This is a genomic window from Shewanella polaris (assembly GCF_006385555.1).
In the GTDB taxonomy this organism is placed as follows: domain Bacteria; phylum Pseudomonadota; class Gammaproteobacteria; order Enterobacterales; family Shewanellaceae; genus Shewanella; species Shewanella polaris.
The window spans coordinates 1,875,400-1,896,759 of the sequence record NZ_CP041036.1; the positions used below are offsets into that span (position 1 = coordinate 1,875,400).

General features: G+C 40.9%; 17 protein-coding genes. 8 read left to right on the forward strand and 9 right to left on the reverse strand.

Annotation, left to right across the window (positions count from 1 at the left end):
• The first annotated feature begins 393 nt into the window (after window positions 1-393).
• Complete coding sequence (locus FH971_RS08220; RefSeq protein ID WP_140233977.1) at window positions 394-2,070, forward strand: AMP-binding protein; 1,677 nt, start codon at window positions 394-396, stop codon at window positions 2,068-2,070.
• Window positions 2,071-3,087: 1,017 nt separating this feature from the next.
• On the forward strand, window positions 3,088-3,768 hold the full coding sequence (locus tag FH971_RS08225; protein ID WP_240778460.1) for a class I SAM-dependent methyltransferase: 681 nt from the start codon (window positions 3,088-3,090) through the stop codon (window positions 3,766-3,768).
• Window positions 3,769-3,895: 127 nt separating this feature from the next.
• On the opposite strand, the gene FH971_RS08230 is transcribed toward FH971_RS08225, so the two are convergent.
• Window positions 3,896-4,438: a LysR substrate-binding domain-containing protein gene (locus tag FH971_RS08230; RefSeq protein ID WP_206194449.1), complete on the reverse strand. Its 543-nt coding sequence runs from the start codon at window positions 4,436-4,438 to the stop codon at window positions 3,896-3,898.
• 18 nt (window positions 4,439-4,456) lie between these two features.
• On the opposite strand from FH971_RS08230, the gene FH971_RS08235 reads away from it, so the two are divergent.
• Window positions 4,457-4,828, forward strand: a complete 372-nt coding sequence (locus FH971_RS08235) for an NAD(P)H-dependent oxidoreductase (RefSeq protein ID WP_140233979.1) — start codon at window positions 4,457-4,459, stop codon at window positions 4,826-4,828.
• 225 nt (window positions 4,829-5,053) lie between these two features.
• Window positions 5,054-5,908 carry a hypothetical protein gene (locus tag FH971_RS08240; RefSeq protein WP_140233980.1) on the forward strand — a complete coding sequence of 285 codons (855 nt, stop codon included), beginning with the start codon at window positions 5,054-5,056 and terminating at the stop codon, window positions 5,906-5,908.
• Between the two features lie 38 nt (window positions 5,909-5,946).
• Here the strand turns inward: FH971_RS08240 and FH971_RS08245 are convergent, their stop codons facing one another.
• The 5 genes from FH971_RS08245 to pdsR form a co-directional block, all read right to left on the reverse strand.
• Window positions 5,947-6,213: a hypothetical protein gene (locus tag FH971_RS08245; protein WP_140233981.1), complete on the reverse strand. Its 267-nt coding sequence runs from the start codon at window positions 6,211-6,213 to the stop codon at window positions 5,947-5,949.
• A gap of 246 nt (window positions 6,214-6,459) precedes the next feature.
• The gene (locus FH971_RS08250; RefSeq protein WP_140233982.1) at window positions 6,460-6,885 is read right to left on the reverse strand and encodes a hypothetical protein; all 426 of its coding nucleotides are present in this window, start codon (window positions 6,883-6,885) and stop codon (window positions 6,460-6,462) included.
• Between the two features lie 80 nt (window positions 6,886-6,965).
• Window positions 6,966-8,156, reverse strand: coding sequence for a cystathionine beta-lyase (locus FH971_RS08255; RefSeq protein WP_140233983.1), 1,191 nt, complete (start codon window positions 8,154-8,156; stop codon window positions 6,966-6,968).
• Window positions 8,157-8,320: 164 nt separating this feature from the next.
• Window positions 8,321-10,492: a proteobacterial dedicated sortase system histidine kinase gene (gene pdsS, locus FH971_RS08260; protein ID WP_140233984.1), complete on the reverse strand. Its 2,172-nt coding sequence runs from the start codon at window positions 10,490-10,492 to the stop codon at window positions 8,321-8,323.
• Window positions 10,493-10,495: 3 nt separating this feature from the next.
• The gene (gene pdsR, locus FH971_RS08265) at window positions 10,496-11,185 is read right to left on the reverse strand and encodes a proteobacterial dedicated sortase system response regulator (RefSeq protein WP_140233985.1); all 690 of its coding nucleotides are present in this window, start codon (window positions 11,183-11,185) and stop codon (window positions 10,496-10,498) included.
• 248 nt (window positions 11,186-11,433) lie between these two features.
• On the opposite strand from pdsR, the gene pdsO reads away from it, so the two are divergent.
• From pdsO to FH971_RS08280, 3 genes are all read left to right on the forward strand, one after another.
• Entirely contained in the window at window positions 11,434-12,195 is a 762-nt protein-coding gene (pdsO, locus tag FH971_RS08270; RefSeq protein ID WP_140233986.1) for a sortase-associated OmpA-like protein PdsO, read from the forward strand.
• An 88-nt stretch (window positions 12,196-12,283) separates the two neighbouring features.
• On the forward strand, window positions 12,284-14,449 hold the full coding sequence (locus FH971_RS08275) for a marine proteobacterial sortase target protein (protein ID WP_140233987.1): 2,166 nt from the start codon (window positions 12,284-12,286) through the stop codon (window positions 14,447-14,449).
• A gap of 14 nt (window positions 14,450-14,463) precedes the next feature.
• Complete coding sequence (locus FH971_RS08280) at window positions 14,464-15,090, forward strand: class GN sortase (RefSeq protein ID WP_137221110.1); 627 nt, start codon at window positions 14,464-14,466, stop codon at window positions 15,088-15,090.
• Between the two features lie 245 nt (window positions 15,091-15,335).
• Here FH971_RS08280 and ilvN read toward each other — a convergent pair whose 3' ends face one another.
• The 3 genes from ilvN to FH971_RS08295 all read right to left on the reverse strand — a co-directional run bounded on the left by ilvN (window position 15,336) and on the right by FH971_RS08295 (window position 19,163).
• Window positions 15,336-15,830, reverse strand: a complete 495-nt coding sequence (gene ilvN / locus FH971_RS08285; protein WP_140235550.1) for an acetolactate synthase small subunit — start codon at window positions 15,828-15,830, stop codon at window positions 15,336-15,338.
• A complete protein-coding gene (locus tag FH971_RS08290) occupies window positions 15,830-17,548 on the reverse strand; it encodes an acetolactate synthase 3 large subunit (RefSeq protein ID WP_137221108.1) in 1,719 nt (572 codons plus the stop codon). The genes ilvN and FH971_RS08290 overlap by 1 nt, the downstream gene beginning before the upstream one ends.
• Window positions 17,549-17,993: 445 nt before the next feature.
• Window positions 17,994-19,163: a multidrug effflux MFS transporter gene (locus FH971_RS08295; protein WP_137227287.1), complete on the reverse strand. Its 1,170-nt coding sequence runs from the start codon at window positions 19,161-19,163 to the stop codon at window positions 17,994-17,996.
• 421 nt (window positions 19,164-19,584) lie between these two features.
• Here FH971_RS08295 and FH971_RS08300 point away from each other — a divergent pair, with 421 nt between their 5' ends.
• Window positions 19,585-21,324, forward strand: coding sequence for a SulP family inorganic anion transporter (locus tag FH971_RS08300; protein WP_140235551.1), 1,740 nt, complete (start codon window positions 19,585-19,587; stop codon window positions 21,322-21,324).
• Window positions 21,325-21,360: the final 36 nt, after the last annotated feature.

Here is a 21,360-nt window from a genome sequence, read left to right on the forward strand (position 1 = left end):
AGTCTAATCATCCTGTGCTAAGTACCTTATAACGGCCAGTGATGATGTAACGATAAAACAAGGTGCGCTTTTAGGTAGGCAAAGTGAGTCGTTTCAACATTGTTTACACCGTTTTCTCTTAAGGCTCATTGACTTCATATCGGTGTACAGTTTCATTAAGTCACAATACACAGTAGAAACTGTCATGATAATGCAGTAGCTGAATGCTTTTTTCATTGTTGAAGAACGATAAAGTTAACCGGAAAAGCGATAAAAGTAGGGACGAGTCACACTCCGAGAAATTTGCTACTGCTAACCCCCTAGAACAGTAGTTAATTCATTGGATTAAGCCTATTATTTTTATACTAATTAGGTAAATTAATTTACAATAGTGGTGTTTAAACAACAACATTAATGATGGCTATAATGACAAATGATAAACCGTGGTTAAAACAATATCCTGAGGATGTGCCCACAAAAATAGACTCAAGTATGTATAATAATATCAATGATTTATTTAAAGAGTCTTTTAGTGCGCATGCTAAAAAAGCAGCATATATTAATATGGGACATAGCTTATCCTACCAAGATCTCGAAAGTAAAAGTAACGCTTTTGCTGCTTATCTACAATCTGAACTAAAAATGAAAAAAGGTGAGCGAATCGCCTTGATGATGCCTAATTTATTGCAATATCCCATTACTATTTTAGGAGCATTAAAAGCAGGACTCATTATTGTCAATGTTAATCCACTTTATACCCCTCGAGAGCTAAAACATCAATTAAGAGATTCGGGGTCCAGTGCTATTGTTGCCGTAACAAATTTTGGTAATAACCTTCAGCAAATACTGCATGAGACTAATATTAAGCATGTTATTTTAACCAAAATCGGCGATGAGTTAGCGATTCATAAGCGTACATTGGTTAACTTTCTTATCAAACATGTCAAAAAAATAGTGCCTAAATATCATATTCCCGACGCTATTTCATTGCGTAGAGCGTTAACCGAAGGCAAGAAACTTCCCTTTATTGATCCCCAAATAACAGTAGATGATTTAGCATACCTCCAATATACAGGTGGAACGACGGGTCCTTCGAAAGGGGCAATGCTTACTCATAGTAATATTATTTCTAACGTTCTACAGGTTCATGCTCATTTTAGCCCAAGAACCTTATATGATAAGGAATATGCAGTAACCCCACTTCCGCTTTATCATATTTTTGCTAACTCAGTGAGTATGATGTTTATGCTCTTTCTCGGTGCAACGAATTTACTCATTACCAACCCAAGAGATATAGACGGTTTCGTAGCAGATTTAAGTAAATATCCATTCACAATGGTTTTTGGTTTAAATACACTTTTTAATGGTCTAAACAATCATGCTGGTTTTCAAAAATTAGATTTTAGTCACGCTCGTTTTACTATTGCAGGTGGAATGCCGACGCAGAAACATATTGCTGATCGTTGGCAAGAGCTCACTGGAATGCCAGTAATAGAAGGTTATGGCTTAACTGAATGTTCCCCAGTGGTCGCTGCAGGTACTCATCAACAACAATCATTTATTTCTTCAATTGGTGTCCCTTTACCCAGCACTGAACTCCGTATCGTTAATGAAAAAAATGAACCTTTAGGTCCCAACCAAATTGGTGAAATCCAAATTAGAGGGCCCCAAGTGATGAAAGGCTATTGGCAACAAGAAGCCGAAACCAATATTGTAATGCATCCAGGAGGTTGGTTAAGCTCTGGCGATATTGGAAGAATGGATGACGATGGGATTTTTTATATTGAAGACCGTAAAAAAGATATGATTCTAGTTTCGGGATTTAATGTTTTTCCAACTGAAATTGAAGAAGTTGCAACACTTCACCCTCACATCATCGAAGCTGCGGCCATTGGCATTCCTGATGACGCTACAGGAGAAAAAGTTAAATTATTTATTGTACGCAAAGGTAATGTGACCGTTGATGAAATAAAAAAACATTGTAGAAAATATCTTACCGGTTATAAAAACCCAAGGATAATCGAATTTAGAGATGAATTGCCAAAATCAAATGTAGGAAAGATCTTACGTCGAGAATTGCGAGATTCATAAGAGCTATTATTGAGGTCCTAAGGAGAACCACTATATTTGGCATAGATATGAGGCGCAGCCGAACAAATCCGACTAAACCTCATTCACATGTTGACAGAGGATCCCGTCAACGACCATTTCAGAAATTTGGTGCAACTCGTCTTTAGTTTCTTTAGTTGCTCCCTCTGCCGCATGTAACGACATCCCTTTAAATAACATTATAATCAGTCGTGCCAACGCTTCAGGTTGGCAACTGTCATTGTTTTACAATGGCTGGCTTGATTTATTTGCCTGATTTATTTATTTCTGATTTATTTTGTTGTAACGGCCAGTGATGATGTAATGATAAAACAAGGTGCGCTTTTAGGTAGGCAAAGTGAGTCGTTACAACACTTTTTATACTATTTTTTCTTAAGGCTCATTGACTTCATGTCGGTGTACAGTTTCATTAAGTCACAATATTGCACTAGTCATCCTTCAGAAATACGAAGCTTGCTAATTAAAGCCAGAAGTCACCTTGGTGAGGAAACCAAACATAAAGCGCTATTGCTCACAGAGCAGATGAGAAAGGATTTAAATATGTCGTTCGCTGTAATATAACTAATACCAATCCGCATTAGAATTTGCTCTTTTAGCGAAAATTATCAGTGAGGTATTCGAGGCAGCCTTTTGAAGACATAGTCGTTCTCGGCAACTGCTCCTGCGTTGCTCTACCTCCTGCATCCATGCAGTCGTACGTTAAGAAAGGCTAACAAAGAAGACCACTCTGATAAATTCGCCCTTCGGGGCAGTGTCACAACCCCCATTACTGCTTCAAATGACTTTGATGTAGAAGACTACACCTACAGTCATTTTCATTGTACTGGGCCTAGTGACGCAGCCTAAAATAGATCATATTCTAATAAGGATTGGTATAAAGGTTCTGAACAATATCACTTCATGTCAAAAGATTCGTAATCAGCATTGAATTTCTTCTACACATTACGCCAAAGGCGGAATATCGAAGGATAAATTTGAACACATGAAAGGAGTCTTTTTGTGACAAATAGAAAAATTGTAAACACGAATTTGGATGTAGAACATCTAAACAAGCAAGAACAACACTGGGAAAGTATATTTTCCGGTAAACCCAATATGTTTGGAGAATTCCCAAGTGATGCGGCTGTAAAAGCTGTAGAAATATTTAAAAAAGAAGGTAAAACTAATGTCCTTGAAATTGGCGGTGGTCAGGGGCGAGATACCATGTTCTTTGCCGAAAATGGTATTTGTGTTCAGGTGCTAGATTATTGCCAGTCAGGTGTGCATGCTATAACAAAAAAAGCAGAAAATAATGCGCTTTCTCAACTGGTCACCGCGAGATGTCATGATATTAGAAATCCACTTCCTTATGAAAATGACTCATTTGATGCTTGTTTTTCCCATATGCTTTATTGCATGGCATTAACTACCAATGAGCTTGAGTTTCTCTCAAGCGAGATAAAACGAGTGTTAAAGCCGAGCGGGCTTAACATATACACAGTAAGGCATACTGGAGATTCTGATTATGGAACAGGAACCTGTATAGGAGAGGATATGTATGAAGTTGGCGGCTTTATTGTACATTTTTTCTCAAAAGAAAAGGTAACACAATTAGCTAAAGGGTATAAATTGGTTTCCGTTGATGAATTCGAAGAAGGTTCGTTACCAAGAAAGTTATTTCGTGTAACGTTGAGGAAGTAATAGTGGATGAAAGTTACCTAACGACTTAATAGTAAAAATCAGCATGTCGGTATTAATGACCATTAGCAAAATACCTATTAGCAAAAATATCCCCAATATTCCCTCAACATAATAATTGAATCGTTTTTTAGGATTTGACCGCTTGTTTCATGAGCTCAATAAACGAGCTGACCCTCTTTGACAGCTCTTTATTTCGGTAATAAACAATATTTATAGGTTGTTCAATTTTGAGTGTAGTAGTCGTGAATAACTGCACCAAGGGTCCTACTTTAATATCTTGTTGTGTAAAGTCTGATAAGCACACAATTCCCGTACCGCACAACGCGAGTTGCCTTAAGGTTTCTCCACTGTCGGCTTTAATATTGGTTTGAATATGCAACAGGTTATTAAATGCATCGTAAATCGGCCAATGATTTAACTTTTCTAACGAGCTGAAACCTAATAACTGATGTTGCGTTAAATCTTCGACGGTTGTTGGTGTACCGTGTTTAGCTAAGTAGTCAGGGCTAGCTAAGATCCTAATTTGACTTAACCCCAGTGGAGATGCTGTTAACGTCGAGTCTTTAAGTTCACCTATTCGAATGGCAATATCGGTTCGCTGCTCTAATAAATCGATGAGATTTTCATTTTTTACTAACTCAATTTGTGAGCTTACGGCAGCATAGTTCAACAAACACCTGCTTGGTGGATGGGCGCACCGTGGATTGTTAAAAAATATATTGATGAAGTATTTACCATTGGCCATGGTCGTCTGTATCAAAGTGACGGACGCACCCGTAAAAATGCCGAGCACAAATATGGCTCTGATGGGCTAATACAAGGCAAACAATACATGCTTAGCGTTACGTGGAACGCGCCTGCAGAAGCCTTTACCGATCCGAACCAGTTCTTTGAAGGTGTTGGTGTTGATGGGGTTTATTTGGCTATGCATAAAGCGCATCAGTTTTTAGGTATGTCACAACTTGAAACCTTTATGAGTAATGATGTGATTAAGAATCCAGATATTGAAAGCGATACGAGCCGTTATAAAGCTCATTTAACTCGCTTATTTGCTTCGTAATGTAACGATAGCATTAGTCTGCACATACCTACGCTCTGATGGAACCAATGGTCTAAATCGACGCTATTTCTAGTATGTTTAGCTCAACCTATAAAGTCTGCGACAGAGATTAGTATTATTGAAAAATAGGATTTTTATTAATAACTTGCTATTGTTCTGTAGGGGTTAAAAGTACCTTTATCACTAATGTTAAAGGTACGCTTTTAAAGAAGATGTGGATATTAAATGATTGATGCTGTTTGTACTTATGGTGGTGAAAGGCACACTTTTTCAATTTTGAAATTTCAGATGTTACCTGAAACTGAAATTGAAAAATTTAGGCAGTTTTTACAATGCCCTGAGTGCGAAGGAAAAGCTTACTATCGTAAGAGAAGCTCAGACGGTAAAGTAGCGTGTTTTGGCTCTCGATATCATGTTGCAGGATGCGATGAAGGTCATCCTTCAACTCAACGAGACCGAGAGACTCGGCATAGTGTAGAAGTGAATAAAGTCATTTCTGATGCTGATATTATTAGCATTGATTTCATGTTAGCAAACACCAAAAAGCCAGTCATAGAGGAGCAAGCTGTAGTCCCTACATCAACCCCAACGCCCCCCACAAAAAACGCTAATACAAGTGGCAAACACACTCGCAATATTGAACAAAGCAAAGTCAAAGTATTAGGGCTAGAGAAAATCCTCAATAGCTTGATGCGTGGCAGCGATTTAGCTGAATCAAGTACCTTGATTGAGCTTGATACGGGCTACAAATTTAAAGCCAAGAATTTATTTGTTAACTTTGCCGAGGCTGAGCCAAGTGCTAATGCCAAAGAAGCAAAGCCTAAAATGTATTGGGGTACGATTTCACATCTAGATAAAGAACTTGATTGGTTAAACCCATCTGATTGTAATGATGTTGGCATTCCTATCTCTAAATATAAATCGATAATATTGGAACGTTTTAATGTATCGGAAGGGCGTCAGTTAGAAGGTGCGGGGATTATTCTGTTTGGGAAATGTTTTTGGAACTCAAAGAAGACCCGCAAGATAATTGAATTGTGGAATTCAGACAGAATTTTTATCTCAGTATTAGAAGACTAATCTGCAATAAGCCGTTTAGTCATTAAAGATATATTGGCTTATATCACAATGTGTTGCTTACAAAATTGAAGCAGCTTTTTGATGAATGGCATGTTTTGATTTCGAGTCGTGTTTGATGTACTTGCTGCATTTTTGCTATTGGATTGACCTTTGAGTCGATCTTCTCTTATTTTACGCCGTTCATCGGCAAGGTTCGCAACTTCGGCGAACTGTTGTCGTTGAGCCAATGTCATGCTGGCCATAAAGCTCCGAAAAGGAACTTTGGGTGTGGCAGCGGCTAGATTGGTTTTTGGTGTGCTACACATAGTCATATTCTAGTTGGCAAATAGTGGTGTACTTAATAAGACCGACAAGAGTGAGATAACATTTCATTTGTGGCGTAATTTAAATTGGGCGGGCGATATCATCAAGTAAGTTTAGCCATTGTATAAATTATCATTATTGATAACAAAAAGCCCTGAGGCGATAACGGCTCAGGGCTTAGATTGTTTGTTATCTTAACTAGCAAGATATGTTCAACTTGCTTTTTTTGCGCTCAAATTCGGACTTTTTTAAATACGAGCCATACGTTTAAGCAGCAACAACCACAGTATAGGGAGCAACAAGATATAGAAAAACAACACTTTTGCACCGATATCCCCGTAGAACAAAGTGTTGTTTACAAATCTCACAATGCCCATAGGATCCCATGGCATGAAATGAATATTGCCGTGCAATAACATCGCACCTAAAATCACAATCGTAATGGCTATCCATTGTCTTGCTGGCTCGTAGCTTTTCACTAGAAACGCAGGAATAAACGCGGCTAAACCGATACCAATAAAGTTCTGCGCAAGGTGAGCCAGTAATGGATATTCACTGCTATTTAATCGCCACAATAAGTTGCCGGCAGCAGACTGGCCGATTGCCATGATGCTTAATGCATAATAACCAATGCTAATGCACAGGCTGAGTAAGACTAATTTGATGATATTCATTTATTTCCTTTTAATGTGAATATTCCATAAACGTTTTTTCGAAACAGTGTACAGATTTTACCGTCAATAGTGAGTAATGGTTATTTCTGTAATATTGCATTATATCGGCTAAATGCAGCATCGAGATCGGCAATTAAATCGTCGGCATCTTCAAGTCCAATGTGTAAGCGTATTAATGGTTTACTGCTGTCCCATTGGGTCGCAGTACGGATATTGTTAATACCAAATACCCCTAAAATTAAGCTTTCGAAACCGCCCCATGAAAAGCCCATTTTAAAATGGTCCATGTTTTCAACAAAAGCAGTGACAGACGCTAAGTCGCCTTGCTTAAGTACAAACGAAAATAAGCCATTACCGCTGCTAAAGTCGCGTTTGAAAAATTCGTGACCAGGGCAAGTATCAAACGCAGGATGACGGATATGGTCCACTTCTGGACGAGTCGCTAACCAATTAGCCACTTTTAAGGCATTTTTATTATGTTGTGCCATACGTACCCCTAAGGTTCGTAAGCCTCGCGCAGCTAAATAGACGTCATCCGGCGAAGTCGTTTGGCCCATTAAGTAACTGTTTTCGCGCAGTTGTTCCCAATGTTTTTCATTGGCAGTTGCCGTACCCATCATGACATCTGAATGGCCGACAATGTACTTGGTGGCGGCTTGAATAGAGATGTCGATACCCATATCGAATGGACGAGAATTAATGGGAGATGCCCAGGTATTATCCAGCATTACAATGACATCATGTTCGTGAGCGATACGGCTAAGCGTCGGTACATCTTGCACTTCCATGGTGATAGAACCTGGTGATTCTAAAAATAATACCTTGGTGTTAGGACGAATTAACTCACGAATACCTGCGCCAATCATTGGGTCGTAATAGGTGGTTTCGATGCCAAAACCTGCCAGCATTTTATTGCATAAATCGCGCGTTGGTTCATAGGCTGTGTCGACCATTAATAAATGGTCGCCACTTTTTAAAAATGATAACAAAGCGCTGCTGATTGCGCCCGCACCAGAAGGGTATAACGCAGTGCCAGCACCGCCTTCAAGTTCACATATGGCCTGTTGAAATGAAAAATGGGTTGGGGTGCCGCGACGACCATAAAACATTTCACCGTTGGTTTTATTTTTAATCGCAAAGCGCATCTCATCCATGGTGTCGAACACCACTGTCGATGCTCTGAATACTGGCGGATTAATAATGCCTTTAGTGAACTTTTTTTCGCGGCCAACGCTAACAATTTGGGTGGCTAACTTATCGTCTTTGCTCATGTTGTTACTTCCATTATGTGTAGAGTCCACGGTTTACGTTTTAGCTAATGTTTATTAGCAAAATATCAATGATATGGATAAATGCGCTACGGTGAGTGATCTACTGATGTTCATTATCCTAGCACCAACAAACGTAAATAAAACCGCCTAATTGACAAGCTTGACTATTTTTCATCACTTAGCGGTAAACTGAGGCTCATTTCAACTCCTTCTACCCCATTTTTTGTCATGTTAGTCGCTTTAATGGTGCCATGATGAAAATCACTGACTAGTCTCGCAATATACAAGCCTAATCCTAGATGGGGCTTGCCATTAATGCCTTGAGGCCTGATTGACACCATAGATTCAAAAATCTGGCTGTTCATGTCTTTTGGCAGTAAAGGACCAATGTTACTGACGGTTAATATCGCTTGTTTTTGATATTGGGTCAGGCTGACGGTGATGGCGCTGTCGGGCTGATGAAACTCAATTGCGTTGTTGATTAACTTATCCATTAATTGGGCGATGTATTCTGGTACACCGTCGCAATACATGGCTTTATCTTCAATGTGGATGCTAAAGAGCTGATCTGGATAAGTCATTTGATAGCCTTGCATGCAACCGCTAATCACTTTCTTTAATGAAAAACGACAGCTTTCAGCTTGGGTCAAACTGGCTTCGAGACGAGTTGCTTCGCTTAAGTTATTTAAAATAAGGTGCAAGCGACTCACACCTTCTTGGGCGCGACTGACGTACTTTTGTGATTGATCGTCCAGTTGTTGTAAGCCTAAATGTTCAAGTGAGCTACGTACCACGGCTACAGGGGTACGGAGTTCGTGCGATAAACGTGACGACATGTTTTCTAAATAATGAGTATATTGTCCTAAACGACTGACAATGCTAGAAAAGCTGCGAGACAAATCACCGATTTCATCTCGGTTTTTGGAAGCGACAATTTGCTGTCTGACTCGGCCTTGGCTGTCGATGGCGAGTTCGGCCTGATCACGCAAACGGCGGATGCGGCTTGAAATACTCGAGGCAAAAATAAACAAGGCTAATGTGCCCATACTCATAATGGTCAAAATAACGTTAAACAGTTTTTCTAAGGCGCGGTTGCGCAAACTGCGAATGCCGTGAGTGGTTTCTTCTGCAATAACCACCCCCATGACTTTATCGTCAATCCATATTGGGCTTGCAGCGGCTAATACCACGGCTTTGTTGTCTGGCGTTAAGCGCCATGTAGAGCCTTGTTTGCCACTTAAGGCTTTTTCAATATGGCTGCCAGTCAGTTCGGTTGAGTCTTGCAGCGAATCGATAAAGTCTTGTGGTGGACGGGTCAATATTTTGTAATACAACGGCAGAATATATTGCTGCTTAAAGTGCAGCCAAAATGAGTCTGGTTGATTGACCTCAATATCATCTGCCCAGGTGTTGGACGATGAACGAATATCACCAGATTTGGCCAGTACGCGGCCATGATTATCGACGACCCAAATTCGTGAACTATTGTGGCTCATGCCTTTAATGATATTTTCAATTTCAGGCGAGGGCACTAATACTGTGCCTAAACTGGCTACTGAGTCGGTGGCCGATGTACCGATGACATTCACTAATTGCCGTGTTTTGCTATCGTTAACATTATGAATCGCAAAACCTAATTTGCTGCCTACCATTTCGAGCGGCAGCCTGAATTCAATATTGTATCCCTTATCTGTTTTTAACCACTGGCCTTGAATACGTGACTCAGGCGTAACGGGCATTGATTGGCTGGGGTCGGCGGGTAGTTCAAATGCACTGAGCCAACCACTTTTGGTATTGGCAACAATATAACGTCTGAACTGACCGTCTGGTGATTGAGTTGCCATGACTAAGTGATCGTTTCTATCAATTCGTAAGCTTTTACGGTTACGAAAAATTAGGCTTGGATCATTGACCTTAAAAAAACCGTATAAATAGCCGCCGTATTTGCCCACCATATGGCTAAAGCTGATATTGGCAGGGTCGGATTTATTACGTTGATAAATAACATGTTCGTCAGAATAGTTAAGGGTGCGATGTCGGTATAAGTCCCAGTCACTCAGTTTACCGTCCAGTTGAATAGGCCCTGCTAGGGGGTAGGCGTATAAGTCGCGGCCTTTTTCTACTTGCTTTAAAAAACTGGCTTGGTTGTCAAATAACTTAGGCCGTTCATGCAAGGCCGTCGCAAGGGCTTGGGTGGTGCCTTCAAGGGTTTTCTCTTGGCCATAACGTAAGTACTTTTCCATTTCCCACACATATTCATACCCCAGCCAAGGTAGACAGAGTAAAAACAGCGACAAAATGACGACTTTGGCTCGTAGTCCTATCGGTAAATTCATCTGTTAGATATTGTCCCAGCGGTAGCCCATGCCATAAACGGTATCGATACAGTCAAACTCAGTGTCGATGGCGATAAATTTTTTACGAATGCGTTTTACGTGTGAAGTAATCGTGCTGTCGTCGACGTAAATTTTAGCTTCTTGCATTAAATCTTGTCGACTGCGTACATGTCCTGGGTGTTTTGCCATGGCATGTACCATCCAAAATTCGGTGACGGTGAGTTCTATTGGGAGCGATTTCCAATACACCTGAATACGGTTGCCATCAATAGTGAGGTGACCGCGCTCGAGTAAGTTGTCTTCAATGGCACTTGAACCGATTAATTCAGAGCGGCGAAATAAGGCTGCAATACGGGCCATTAGGTGAGGAAAGCTGACATCTTTAGTTAAGTAGTCGTCGGCACCTAAACGTAGGCCGCACACTGTGTCAAAGTCGCTGTCTCTGGCGGTTAGAAAAATAATAGGTAAGCCGCTCGACATCGCCCTAAGTGCTTGGCATAGGGTAAATCCGCCGTCAATTTCATGCTCTAAGCCAATATCAATAATGGCTAAGTCAGGTAAGCGGGCATTAAAGGCGAGCATGGCTGCTGGGCGGTTGGCATAGGCTTGGACACTATAACCATGCTGTTGCAGGACATCTTTGTAGTTTTCGCGGATAGCGGTTTCGTCTTCAACAATGGCAATTCGTTTCATGGGATAATTTCAATTAATAAGCTGATAAATGAGTACATGGCTGACTATACAGGATTTTATGGTCCAAAAAAGCCGTTGAGGGCAATTGCCATATTGTTGCCACATTTGATCGCCACATTGCCATTTTTGCTCCCCAATAAAGCCACCAATGAGGTGTTTAATAGCGACATAGAGTTAATCAGCAACGCATTAACTCATGTATTGATGATAACTATCATTTTTTAACTCACCGCTAAACGGGACTTTTTATGAAAAAGCAACTTATCGCAGCAACAATTATTTCTACCATGATGATTTCAAACGTCAGCTGGGCCAATGACACTGACGTGCCCGAAGAACGTGAACATACTGAAGAGCTAGTGGGTTTGAGCTCGGGCATTTTACTTGGCGCAGTCATTGCTGGGCCTGTTGGTGCCATTATTGGTGCATTTACGGGCACCTTTATTGGTAAATCAGTTGGTGATGAAGCAGAGCTCACCGTCCAGAAACAACAATTGGTGGAGCAAGAACAACAATTAACTCAAACCAACGAGCAATTAATGGCTCTGACCACTAAGCAGCAGTCATTGGAGCAGGTGTCGGATAAATATTATCAATTACAGTCTAGCTTGGCAGAACAAAATGCGAATCAACAACAAATACTTAATGAATTAACCATTGGGATGAATGTACAGTTTAAAACCGGATCGAGTCATATTGAGCCGTTATTTGAACAACAGTTAGATAATGTGGCTTACATGATGAGTTTGTCACCAGAATTGACCATTGATTTAACGGGCTATGCCGATCGCCGTGGTGATAATGCTTTCAACCAAGCGTTGTCTGAACAGCGTTTAGCTGAAGTGACCCAATACTTAGCGGCACAAGGTATTGCTCGTGAGCGTTTGCATGGACAGGCTTATGGTTCAACGTTGCCAATGCATCAAGAACAAAATTTTGAAAACGACTTTTTTGACCGTCGCGTGACGCTCAAGTTATTGGCACCCGGTGCTGAACTTGCTGCTAACTAAATCTACACGTGGATTTTCCTTTTTGTTTTGATATTACTCATCTAGGCGCAAACATTGATGTTGTAGCCTAAATGGGTAAGGAGCGAGTATGCGCCCGTTGTTTTTGATCTCACGTTTGTCTGTTAATTATATTGGTAAATTGTTGTGTTTCGGTTTGTTGTTTGTCGTTTATGCCAGTATCACAACGGCATTTGCATCTCCGTCTGGCTATCAAGATGACGATATCACCCAAGGCACGTTAGAGTATTTTCAACAAAATCAAGTGATACAAGCTTTTGCGCTAGATACACAAGTGAGCATGGATGTGTCGGGATTACTCAATCGGGTCACGGTTAAGCAAGTGTTTATCAATGACTCCGATCAATGGGTTAATGGACGATACTTATTTCCGTTACCGGAAACGGCTGCGGTCGATAGTATGAAATTACGCATTGGCGACAAAGTTATCGCCGGACAAATTCAACCTAAAAAACAAGCATTACAAACGTTTGAAACCGCCAAAAAACAAGGTAAACAAGCGAGTTTGTTACAGCAACAACGACGCAACTTGTTTACCTCTGACGTGGCCAATTTAGGGCCACATGAACAACTCGTGGTGGAAATCAGTTATCAACAAAAGGTTGAGTATCGTGATGGGGTATTTAGCTTACGTTTTCCATTAGCGATAACACCGCGTTATAACCCGCAAGCTGAGAGCACTACCGAGCAGCCGCAATTGGCCATGCCATCGAGCGCTAATACGACGACTGTTAAACACGTCAGGCCAGAACTAGATGTGAAGATGCAGGTGAATATTGATGCTGGTTTTGAACTAACCTCATTAGACAGTCTTTATCATCCGATTAAGCAATCTAATGTAGGCAATCATTACAGTGTGAACTTTGCCAGCAAACAAATTGCCGACCGTGATTTTGTACTGCAATGGCAAGCTAATGTTGGCGCAGTACCACAAGCGGCGACGTTTTATCAAACCGGTAAAACCCATGTGAAAAACAATAGTATTGAACGTGAACAGACTGCACTACGACAGCCTAACCCCGTTGATAATAATATGTACTCACTCTTGATGTTAATGCCGCCGAGTGTGGAAGTCAGCGAGCAACACCTTATTGCCCGCGAGCTAATTTTAGTCATCGATACCTCTGGTTCTATGTCTGGACAGTCAATCACTCAAGCTAAGCAAGCATTGCAATTTGCCCTTGCAGGACTGCGTGACATCGACAGCTTTAATATTATTGAATTTAATAGTGACGTAACCCTTTTATCTGCAACGCCATTGCCTGCTAATAGCCGTAATATTGGTAAAGCAAACCGATTTATTCAGTCATTAGAGGCCGACGGCGGCACCGAAATGCGCAGTGCATTACAAACTGCGCTGGTGGATAGCGTACAGCAAGATTCAGATCAAACCGATACACGCAGTGATATGTTGCGCCAAGTGATTTTTATGACAGACGGTGCCGTTGGCAATGAACATGAGTTGTATCAGCTTATTAACGATCAGTTGGGTGCCAGCCGATTATTCACGGTCGGTATTGGCTCTGCGCCTAACTCAGATTTTATGCGTCGGGCGGCAACAATGGGGCGAGGGACATTTACCTACATTGGCAATGAGTCTGAAGTGCAGCAAAAAATTGAACAATTACTTAATAAAATTGAACAACCCGTGTTGACCAATATTGGCTTGTATTATCTTGATGGCAGCGTACCGGATTATTGGCCGACGACTATTAGCGATTTATACCAAAATGAACCACTTTGGGTAAGCATTAAATCGGCGTCACACCAACAACAGCCCATCATAGTGTCTGGCAATATTAATGGTCAATATTGGCAGCAACAACTTGATTTTGAAGAAAATCAGGCTGCTAAGGGCATCGATTTATTATGGGCAAATGCACAAATAACATCACTTGAGCTTTATAAAGACAATGCCAGCCGAGATCGCGTCAATAAGCAAGTTGAAGCATTAGGCTTGTTGTATCACTTAGTGACCAGCCAAACCAGTTTAGTTGCTGTGGATGTCACTCCGGTTAATCCATTGATTGATAATCCTATAGATGTGCAGTTACAACCGCATATGCCCCATGGTTTAAATGCTGCTCAGTCGTCGCAAGTATTGCCACAAACCGGTACAGCTAGTCGATTATGGTTATTAATTGGTTTTAGTTTGCTTGGCTTAGGTTTGTTGCATTATTTATGGTTAAGACAACGCTTACCTGGCCAATTGTTAGTGATTGAATCACATGATTAAACAGGAGCGTAAATATGTCGCAAACAATATCACCGACCAAACATTGGATTGTGATTGCGCTGATAAGCGTAGTGGGATGCGCACTATTATTACAGGGAGGTTATATGCAAGCTAAAGCCCATTTTGCCCAATTTTTAATTGAACGTGCTTTTGAAAAAACCTTGGTAGATAGCCAACCTCATAAACCCTGGTCTTGGGCCGACACTCATCCGGTGGCTAAGATGCGTGTGTTGCAACAACACAATGATAGCTTGCAACCTTTAGGCAGTGACTTGTACGTATTAGCAGGGGCATCTGGGCGCAATTTAGCGTTTGGACCTGGGTTGATGTTAGCGGGAGCTTCGTTGGGTGAGCAGGGCAATATGATTATTGCTGGCCATCGAGACAGTCATTTTATGCGTTTACAGTACGTTAAGGTCGGCGACATGATTGAACTGTATAGCACTGCAGGGGAGCGAGTGTTATATCAAATTACTACCACCCATGTAGTGCATGAAACCGACTTAGATGTGCTGGCACCTACAGCCGAAAGTCACTTAACCTTGATAACTTGTTATCCATTCGACCAATTGAGTGGTAATGCCGAATACCGCTATATTGTTGAAGCTAAGCCAGTAGTGAGCAACCCTTTATACAGTTAACTCCAGTTATACAGTTAACCATAATTGCGATACCCAAGACTTGATAAATCTGTGGCTAATAAATATGTGTATTTTAAATATTGAGTCGTTTGAGATAATGACAAATGGAAGGAAAAGTAAAACCTAAGGTCAGGCGGCTAATGTTTATAAGGTGTTTCGCTTAAATGGGTAATAAAAAAGCAGAGCGCTAATGGGCTCTGCTTTTTTGATATCAGAAAGCGACAACTACGCTTTCGTTATTGATATTAAGCTTTCATTGATTTTTCACCGCGAGCTAACCCCACTACACCAGAACGTGATATTTCAATCACCTTGGTTGAATCGCCAATAGCATGGATAAACGCATCAATTTTATCACTGGTTCCCACCATTTGGATGGTATACAGGCTTGCTGTTACATCGACAATTTGACCACGGAATATATCTGCTGTGCGCTTAACTTCTTCGCGCTGTTCGCCTTGAGCTTTGACTTTAATTAAGGCTATTTCACGTTCAATATAAGCCGACTCAGTAATGTTAGCCACTTTCAAAATATCGATAAGTTTGTGCAATTGTTTTTCAATTTGCTCAAGGATATTTTCATTGGCAATCACAGTAATATTTAAGCGTGACAAGGTCACATCTTCAGTCGGCGCAACGGTTAAGCTTTCGATGTTGTAGCCACGTTGAGAAAATAATCCCACGACTCGTGACAATGCGCCTGGTTGGTTTTCAAGTAATACAGAAATAATACGACGCATTAGCTTTTCTCCGTTTTGCTTAGCCACATTTCGTTCATTGCACCGCCGCGAATGAGCATTGGATAGACGTGTTCAGTTTCGTCTACGCTGATATCAACGAATACTAACTTGTCTTTCATTGCCAACGCTTCAGCTAACTTAGATTCAAGTTCATCTGGGTGATCAATGTTCATTCCTACATGGCCATAAGCTTCTGCGATTTTTGCAAAATTAGGTACTGAGTCCATGTAAGATTGTGAATGACGACCTGAGTAAATCATGTCTTGCCATTGTTTCACCATACCAAGGAAGCGATTGTTTAAATTGATGATTTTAACCGGAGTATCGTATTGCAGCGCAGTAGAAAGCTCTTGAATATTCATTTGAATAGAACCGTCACCAGTGACACAAACAACCGTAGCGTCAGGGTACGCCATTTTAACGCCCATCGCCGCAGGTAAACCAAAGCCCATGGTGCCTAGTCCACCAGAGTTAATCCATCGGCGAGGCTTATCAAACGGGTAATATAAGGCGGCAAACATTTGGTGCTGGCCGACATCTGAAGCCACGTAAGCATCACCATTGGTGAGTTTATACAAGGTCTCAATCACTTGCTGTGGTTTGATTCTATCTGTTGTGCGATCAAACTCTAAACTCTTGCGTGAGCGCCAAATTTCAATATCGTTCCACCATGCAGCCATAGCGTCAGCATCATTGGTTTTATTGGTTTCATCAAGCAGCGCTAACATGCTGTCTAGAATATTGTCTGCTGAACCAACAATCGGAATATCGACTCTAATGGTTTTTGAAATAGACGATGGATCAATATCGATGTGCAAAATAGTCGCATTAGGACAATACTTTTCAACATTGTTTGTTGTACGGTCGTCGAAACGGACTCCAATACCAAAAATTAAATCGGTGTTGTGCATTGCCATGTTAGCTTCGTATAACCCATGCATCCCTAGCATGCCTAAACTCTGCTTATGAGTGCCAGGAAACGCGCCTAAGCCCATTAAGGTACTCACTACGGGGATGTTTAAGCGTTCAGCAAGGGCAAGAATCTGTGCATCACAACCAGAAATAACCGCGCCACCACCAACGTATAATACCGGTTTTTTAGCAGCTAACAGAGCTTGTAAACCTCGGCGAATTTGACCTTTATGGCCTACCGTTGTTGGATTATATGAGCGCATTTTAACGCTGTCTGGGTAAACATAATCATGCAGTATATCTGGGCTTAAACAGTCTTTTGGTAAATCGATGACCACAGGGCCTGGGCGACCTGTTGCGGCAATGAAAAAAGCTTTTTTAACTGTTTCAGGTATGTCTTTAGCATCGGTGACTAAAAAGCTGTGCTTTACGATAGGGCGAGAAATACCAATCATGTCGCATTCTTGGAAGGCATCATTACCAATTAAATTACTCGGTACTTGACCTGATAACACCACTAATGGGATTGAATCCATGTAAGCGGTAGCAATACCTGTAATGGCGTTGGTAGCACCGGGGCCTGAAGTCACTAACACAACTCCAACTTTACCTGTAGCGCGGGCATAGCCATCAGCCATATGTACGGCTGCTTGTTCATGACGAACTAGGATGTGTTCGATACCGGATATTTTATGCAGAGAATCGTAGATGTCTAACACCGAACCGCCGGGATAACCGAAGATATGGCTGACACCTTCATCTATTAATGAGCGCACGATCATACTCGCGCCAGAAAGCTTTTCCATGAAATGAGTCCTTTTAAGTTACCGTATGGTAAACAGTATCTTGTATACAACGACGGTAATCGCTTTAAAAAATAAGTTTGAAGGGTAATTCAAACTCGTAGATTGAAGTTGCCATCGCAATATTCAATAGTGGGTTTCATTGCTACTTACTAAGTAACTAGCCTCCATCTTATGTAAATTTAAATTTACTGCAACCACTTTAGTTAATTATTTTTAAAGGTTGAAATAGTTTCATGTTTATGATTTTTTTGGTAGGAGTGTTATGGCCAACGAAAGGCAATGACTGTACCTAATTGGATTGTGTTGTATTAACGTCTATAAATTACCTTATACGTTATATGCTTAAGACTGAAAACGTTTAACCACACATAAAAAGACCACTAAATAGTGGTCTTTTTATGTGTGGTTATTATTGGTAATGTGGTGAGTATTTAAATGATTAGCGTTAATCTAGTTGAGGTGATTTTGGCAGTGTGCTTTGAAAAAACTGACATACCCCGACTAATACTACTGCGCCAAGCATTAACGCTGAAAAAGGTACTGCGCTGCCGTCATAAAAATATGCTAGCAAGGGCCCTGCAACGGCGCCAAATCCAAATCTGAGGGTGCCAATGACGGCCGTTGCGGTACCGGTTTCTTTCTGGAATTTCATTAACACAATGGCATCGGCATTAACCGACATAATCCCTAGAGAACCCATTAATGGGATCAGCATTGCCACCGTAAAATGATAACTTAATTCAAATACATTAACCGCTAACAAGCCTGTTGCCGATAGGATGCCGAAAAATGTTGCTACATGTAACATCCGTTTTGAGCCGAATTGGGTCACTACTTTAGAGTTCACAATATTGGCGAGCATTAGGGCTCCCACGTTGGTGCTAAATAATATAGCAAACAATGACTTATCTAACTTAAAAACTTCCATGTAGATAAATGGTGAAGCGGTTAAGTAGCAGAAAAATGCAAATGAAGTTAATACGCCGCTAGATAAATTAAGTTTAACGCCGCTACGGGCAAACACTGTGTAATAGCCCCCTAAAAATGATTTTTGACTGCGACCACCTAGGTCTTTATCGCTGGGCATTTTAAGTTTAAACAATATTAACGCCAATAAGGTTATGGCATAACAGCTTTGGCTTAAAAAGATCATATGCCAATCGCCAACTTCCATGATTAAGCTGCCCAATGTTGGGGCAAGTAATGGTGCTAACATCATAATTAAGCTGACATAAGACATGCCTTTTGCGGTATTTTGACCATAAATTTCTTTAATATAACCCGGAACCACAACCGTGGCAGCAGCACCTATGAGTGCTTGAGCAAAACGTAATACTAAAAATTGTTCAATACTGGTACTGAGTGAAATTAACAAACTGATTAGGGTGAAGCCTAATAATCCAAATATGACCAGTGGTCTACGACCAATTTTATCGGCTAAAGGACCAAAAACCAGCATACCTAATGCATAACCCGCCAGGTAAATACTGAGAGACTGTTGTACTGTGGTGACATCAGTGTCGAAGCCCAATGCCAAAACCGACATTGCTGGTAAATACATGTCGATAGCTAATGGCGTTATTGCAACAATGGCGGCAAGCATAGGAATTAGCATTGCTAAATGAGGTATACCAACAGGAATTGAAGAATTGGACTTTAATGGCGATACCAAGTGAACCTCGTGTGCTTTGTCGTTACGGCAGAAATTTCGGTTTGTCAGGCGATAGTTTAACATGATAAATAACATTTATTGATGTTGATTCTGTAATGAATAATGTTGAAATGTGGTGTCTTTATATGTATTGACTGTGGATATTTACGGCACATAAATACCCATTTTTTAATTAATACTCTCCGTTAACTGACTTAGTGATTGAACCTAAAGTTAAGCCTAATTACGCTTAATATTCTATTTTTAATACAATATGATGTAATCACTCGTGAATATGTCGTAATTAATTTGAAATAAAACTATGATTACTGTCTAAATTATTATCATTGAGGTGGTTGTGATACTGAGTCGGTTGTATGGTGTTATGCCTGGGTTAGAGACCTTTTCTCGTTACGAGCGAAGCTGGCTTAAAGATGATGTTCGCGCAGGTTTGTCTGTTGCCGCTGTCGCTTTGCCTGTGGCCATTGCTTATGCGCAATTAACGGGTGTTAATGCTGCGGTGGGTTTGTATTCCTGTGTATTGCCGATGATAATTTATGCTTTATTTGGCACCTCAAGACAACTTATCGTTGGCCCTGATGCTGCAACGTGTGCAGTTATAGCGGCTGTTGTTACACCTCTAGCAGCCGGAGACAGCCTTAAACATTGGCAATTAGTGATGACCATGACCGTGATGACGGGGTTTTGGTGCTTAATTGCCAGCCGGTTTAAATTAGGTGTTTTAGCTGACTTTCTGTCTAAGCCGATTTTAATGGGGCTTCTTAACGGTGTGGCTATTACTATTATAGTAGGGCAGTTTTCTAAAATTTTCGGTTTTACCTTTGATGAAAAATACTTACTTGAACGTTTAAGTGGTGCGCCAAGCTATTTATCGCAAACTCATATACCAACACTATTAATGGCGATTCTTACTGTCATTGTTTATTTTGTGATGAAGCGCTTAAAGCCTAATTGGCCTGCGTCCATGTTTGCTATTACAGCGGGCGCAGGACTCGTGTGGGCTTTCCATTTAACGGATTATGATATTGCGGTTATTGGCAGTGTAGCGGCTGGTTTGCCCACCTTCCAAGCGCCGGTATTTAATATTGGTATTGCGCGTGAACTGGTGATGCCAGCACTTAACTTAGCTATGGTTAGTTTTGTGAGTATGATGCTGACAGCCCGTAGTTTTGCCGCTAAAAATGGTTACGAAATTGATGCCGACAAAGAGTTTAAAGCATTAGGGTTAGCGAATATAGCCTCTGCTTTATCGCAAGGTTTTGCGGTGAGTGGTGCAGATTCTCGCACCGCGGTGAATGATGAAAATGGTGGTAAAACCCAATTGGTCTCGGTAATAGCTGCAGTGTTGATTGCCTTTGTGGCAATATTTTTAACTGCGCCATTAGAGTTTATTCCCAGCGCAGCCTTAGGGGTTGTATTGGTGATTGCGTCCATACATTTAATTGATTTGAAATCTCTCTGGGGATTACGTTTACGCGACCGCCAAGCATTTTATCTCGCATTAACGACTTTCTTTGCCGTACTGTTTATCGGCGTTATTCCAGGTATTACCTTAGCCGTTTTATTGGGTTTATTTCAATTTCTTAGAACCGTAATGCGCCCAACAGACCAAGTACTTGGGCTTGATGCCAAAGGAATTATTCGCAGTATCGACAGCAGTGACAAAGCCGCTCCGATCCCTGGAATATTTATTTACCGGTTTAATTCTCCGCTAACCTATTTTAATGCGACTTACTTTAAACGACGTTTACTTGAACGTTTTGCAAGGCAAAATCAGTTGGAAAGCATCGATTGTGTGATTATTGATGCAGTACCCTGTTTTACTCATTTAGATTTAAGTGTAATGGCGATGCTGGGTGATATAGACGTGTTACTGCGAAAGCGCGGTGTCAGTTTAGTATTGGCTGGGCGAAAGCGTCAGTTGATTAGCTGGTTTGAGCAAACTGATATGGTATCTGGGGACGAGGGGATTACCATTCGTTCTGACTTATATTTAGCATTAAAACTTCACCAAAGTCATATTGCTGCAACCGAAGCGCTGGAATTAAAGAAGGCTTCGGATAATGAATCTACCGAGTCGGTATTGACTCATAGTCAGATTTAACTGTTTGATATTAAATATTTTGTTTTAAACTTCTGA

Bases quoted from the DNA above. Each gene is read 5' to 3' on its own strand.
- FH971_RS08220 (WP_140233977.1), top strand. From the start codon at position 394: ATGATGGCTATAATGACAAATGATAAACCGTGGTTAAAACAATATCCT.
- FH971_RS08235 (WP_140233979.1), top strand. From the start codon at position 4,457: ATGGGCGCACCGTGGATTGTTAAAAAATATATTGATGAAGTATTTACC.
- FH971_RS08240 (WP_140233980.1), top strand. From the start codon at position 5,054: ATGATTGATGCTGTTTGTACTTATGGTGGTGAAAGGCACACTTTTTCA.
- FH971_RS08245 (WP_140233981.1), bottom strand. From the start codon at position 6,213: ATGTGTAGCACACCAAAAACCAATCTAGCCGCTGCCACACCCAAAGTT.
- FH971_RS08250 (WP_140233982.1), bottom strand. From the start codon at position 6,885: ATGAATATCATCAAATTAGTCTTACTCAGCCTGTGCATTAGCATTGGT.
- FH971_RS08255 (WP_140233983.1), bottom strand. From the start codon at position 8,156: ATGAGCAAAGACGATAAGTTAGCCACCCAAATTGTTAGCGTTGGCCGC.
- pdsS (WP_140233984.1), bottom strand. From the start codon at position 10,492: ATGAATTTACCGATAGGACTACGAGCCAAAGTCGTCATTTTGTCGCTG.
- pdsR (WP_140233985.1), bottom strand. From the start codon at position 11,185: ATGAAACGAATTGCCATTGTTGAAGACGAAACCGCTATCCGCGAAAAC.
- pdsO (WP_140233986.1), top strand. From the start codon at position 11,434: ATGAAAAAGCAACTTATCGCAGCAACAATTATTTCTACCATGATGATT.
- FH971_RS08275 (WP_140233987.1), top strand. From the start codon at position 12,284: ATGCGCCCGTTGTTTTTGATCTCACGTTTGTCTGTTAATTATATTGGT.
- FH971_RS08280 (WP_137221110.1), top strand. From the start codon at position 14,464: ATGTCGCAAACAATATCACCGACCAAACATTGGATTGTGATTGCGCTG.
- ilvN (WP_140235550.1), bottom strand. From the start codon at position 15,830: ATGCGTCGTATTATTTCTGTATTACTTGAAAACCAACCAGGCGCATTG.
- FH971_RS08290 (WP_137221108.1), bottom strand. From the start codon at position 17,548: ATGGAAAAGCTTTCTGGCGCGAGTATGATCGTGCGCTCATTAATAGAT.
- FH971_RS08295 (WP_137227287.1), bottom strand. From the start codon at position 19,163: ATGCTAATTCCTATGCTTGCCGCCATTGTTGCAATAACGCCATTAGCT.
- FH971_RS08300 (WP_140235551.1), top strand. From the start codon at position 19,585: ATGCCTGGGTTAGAGACCTTTTCTCGTTACGAGCGAAGCTGGCTTAAA.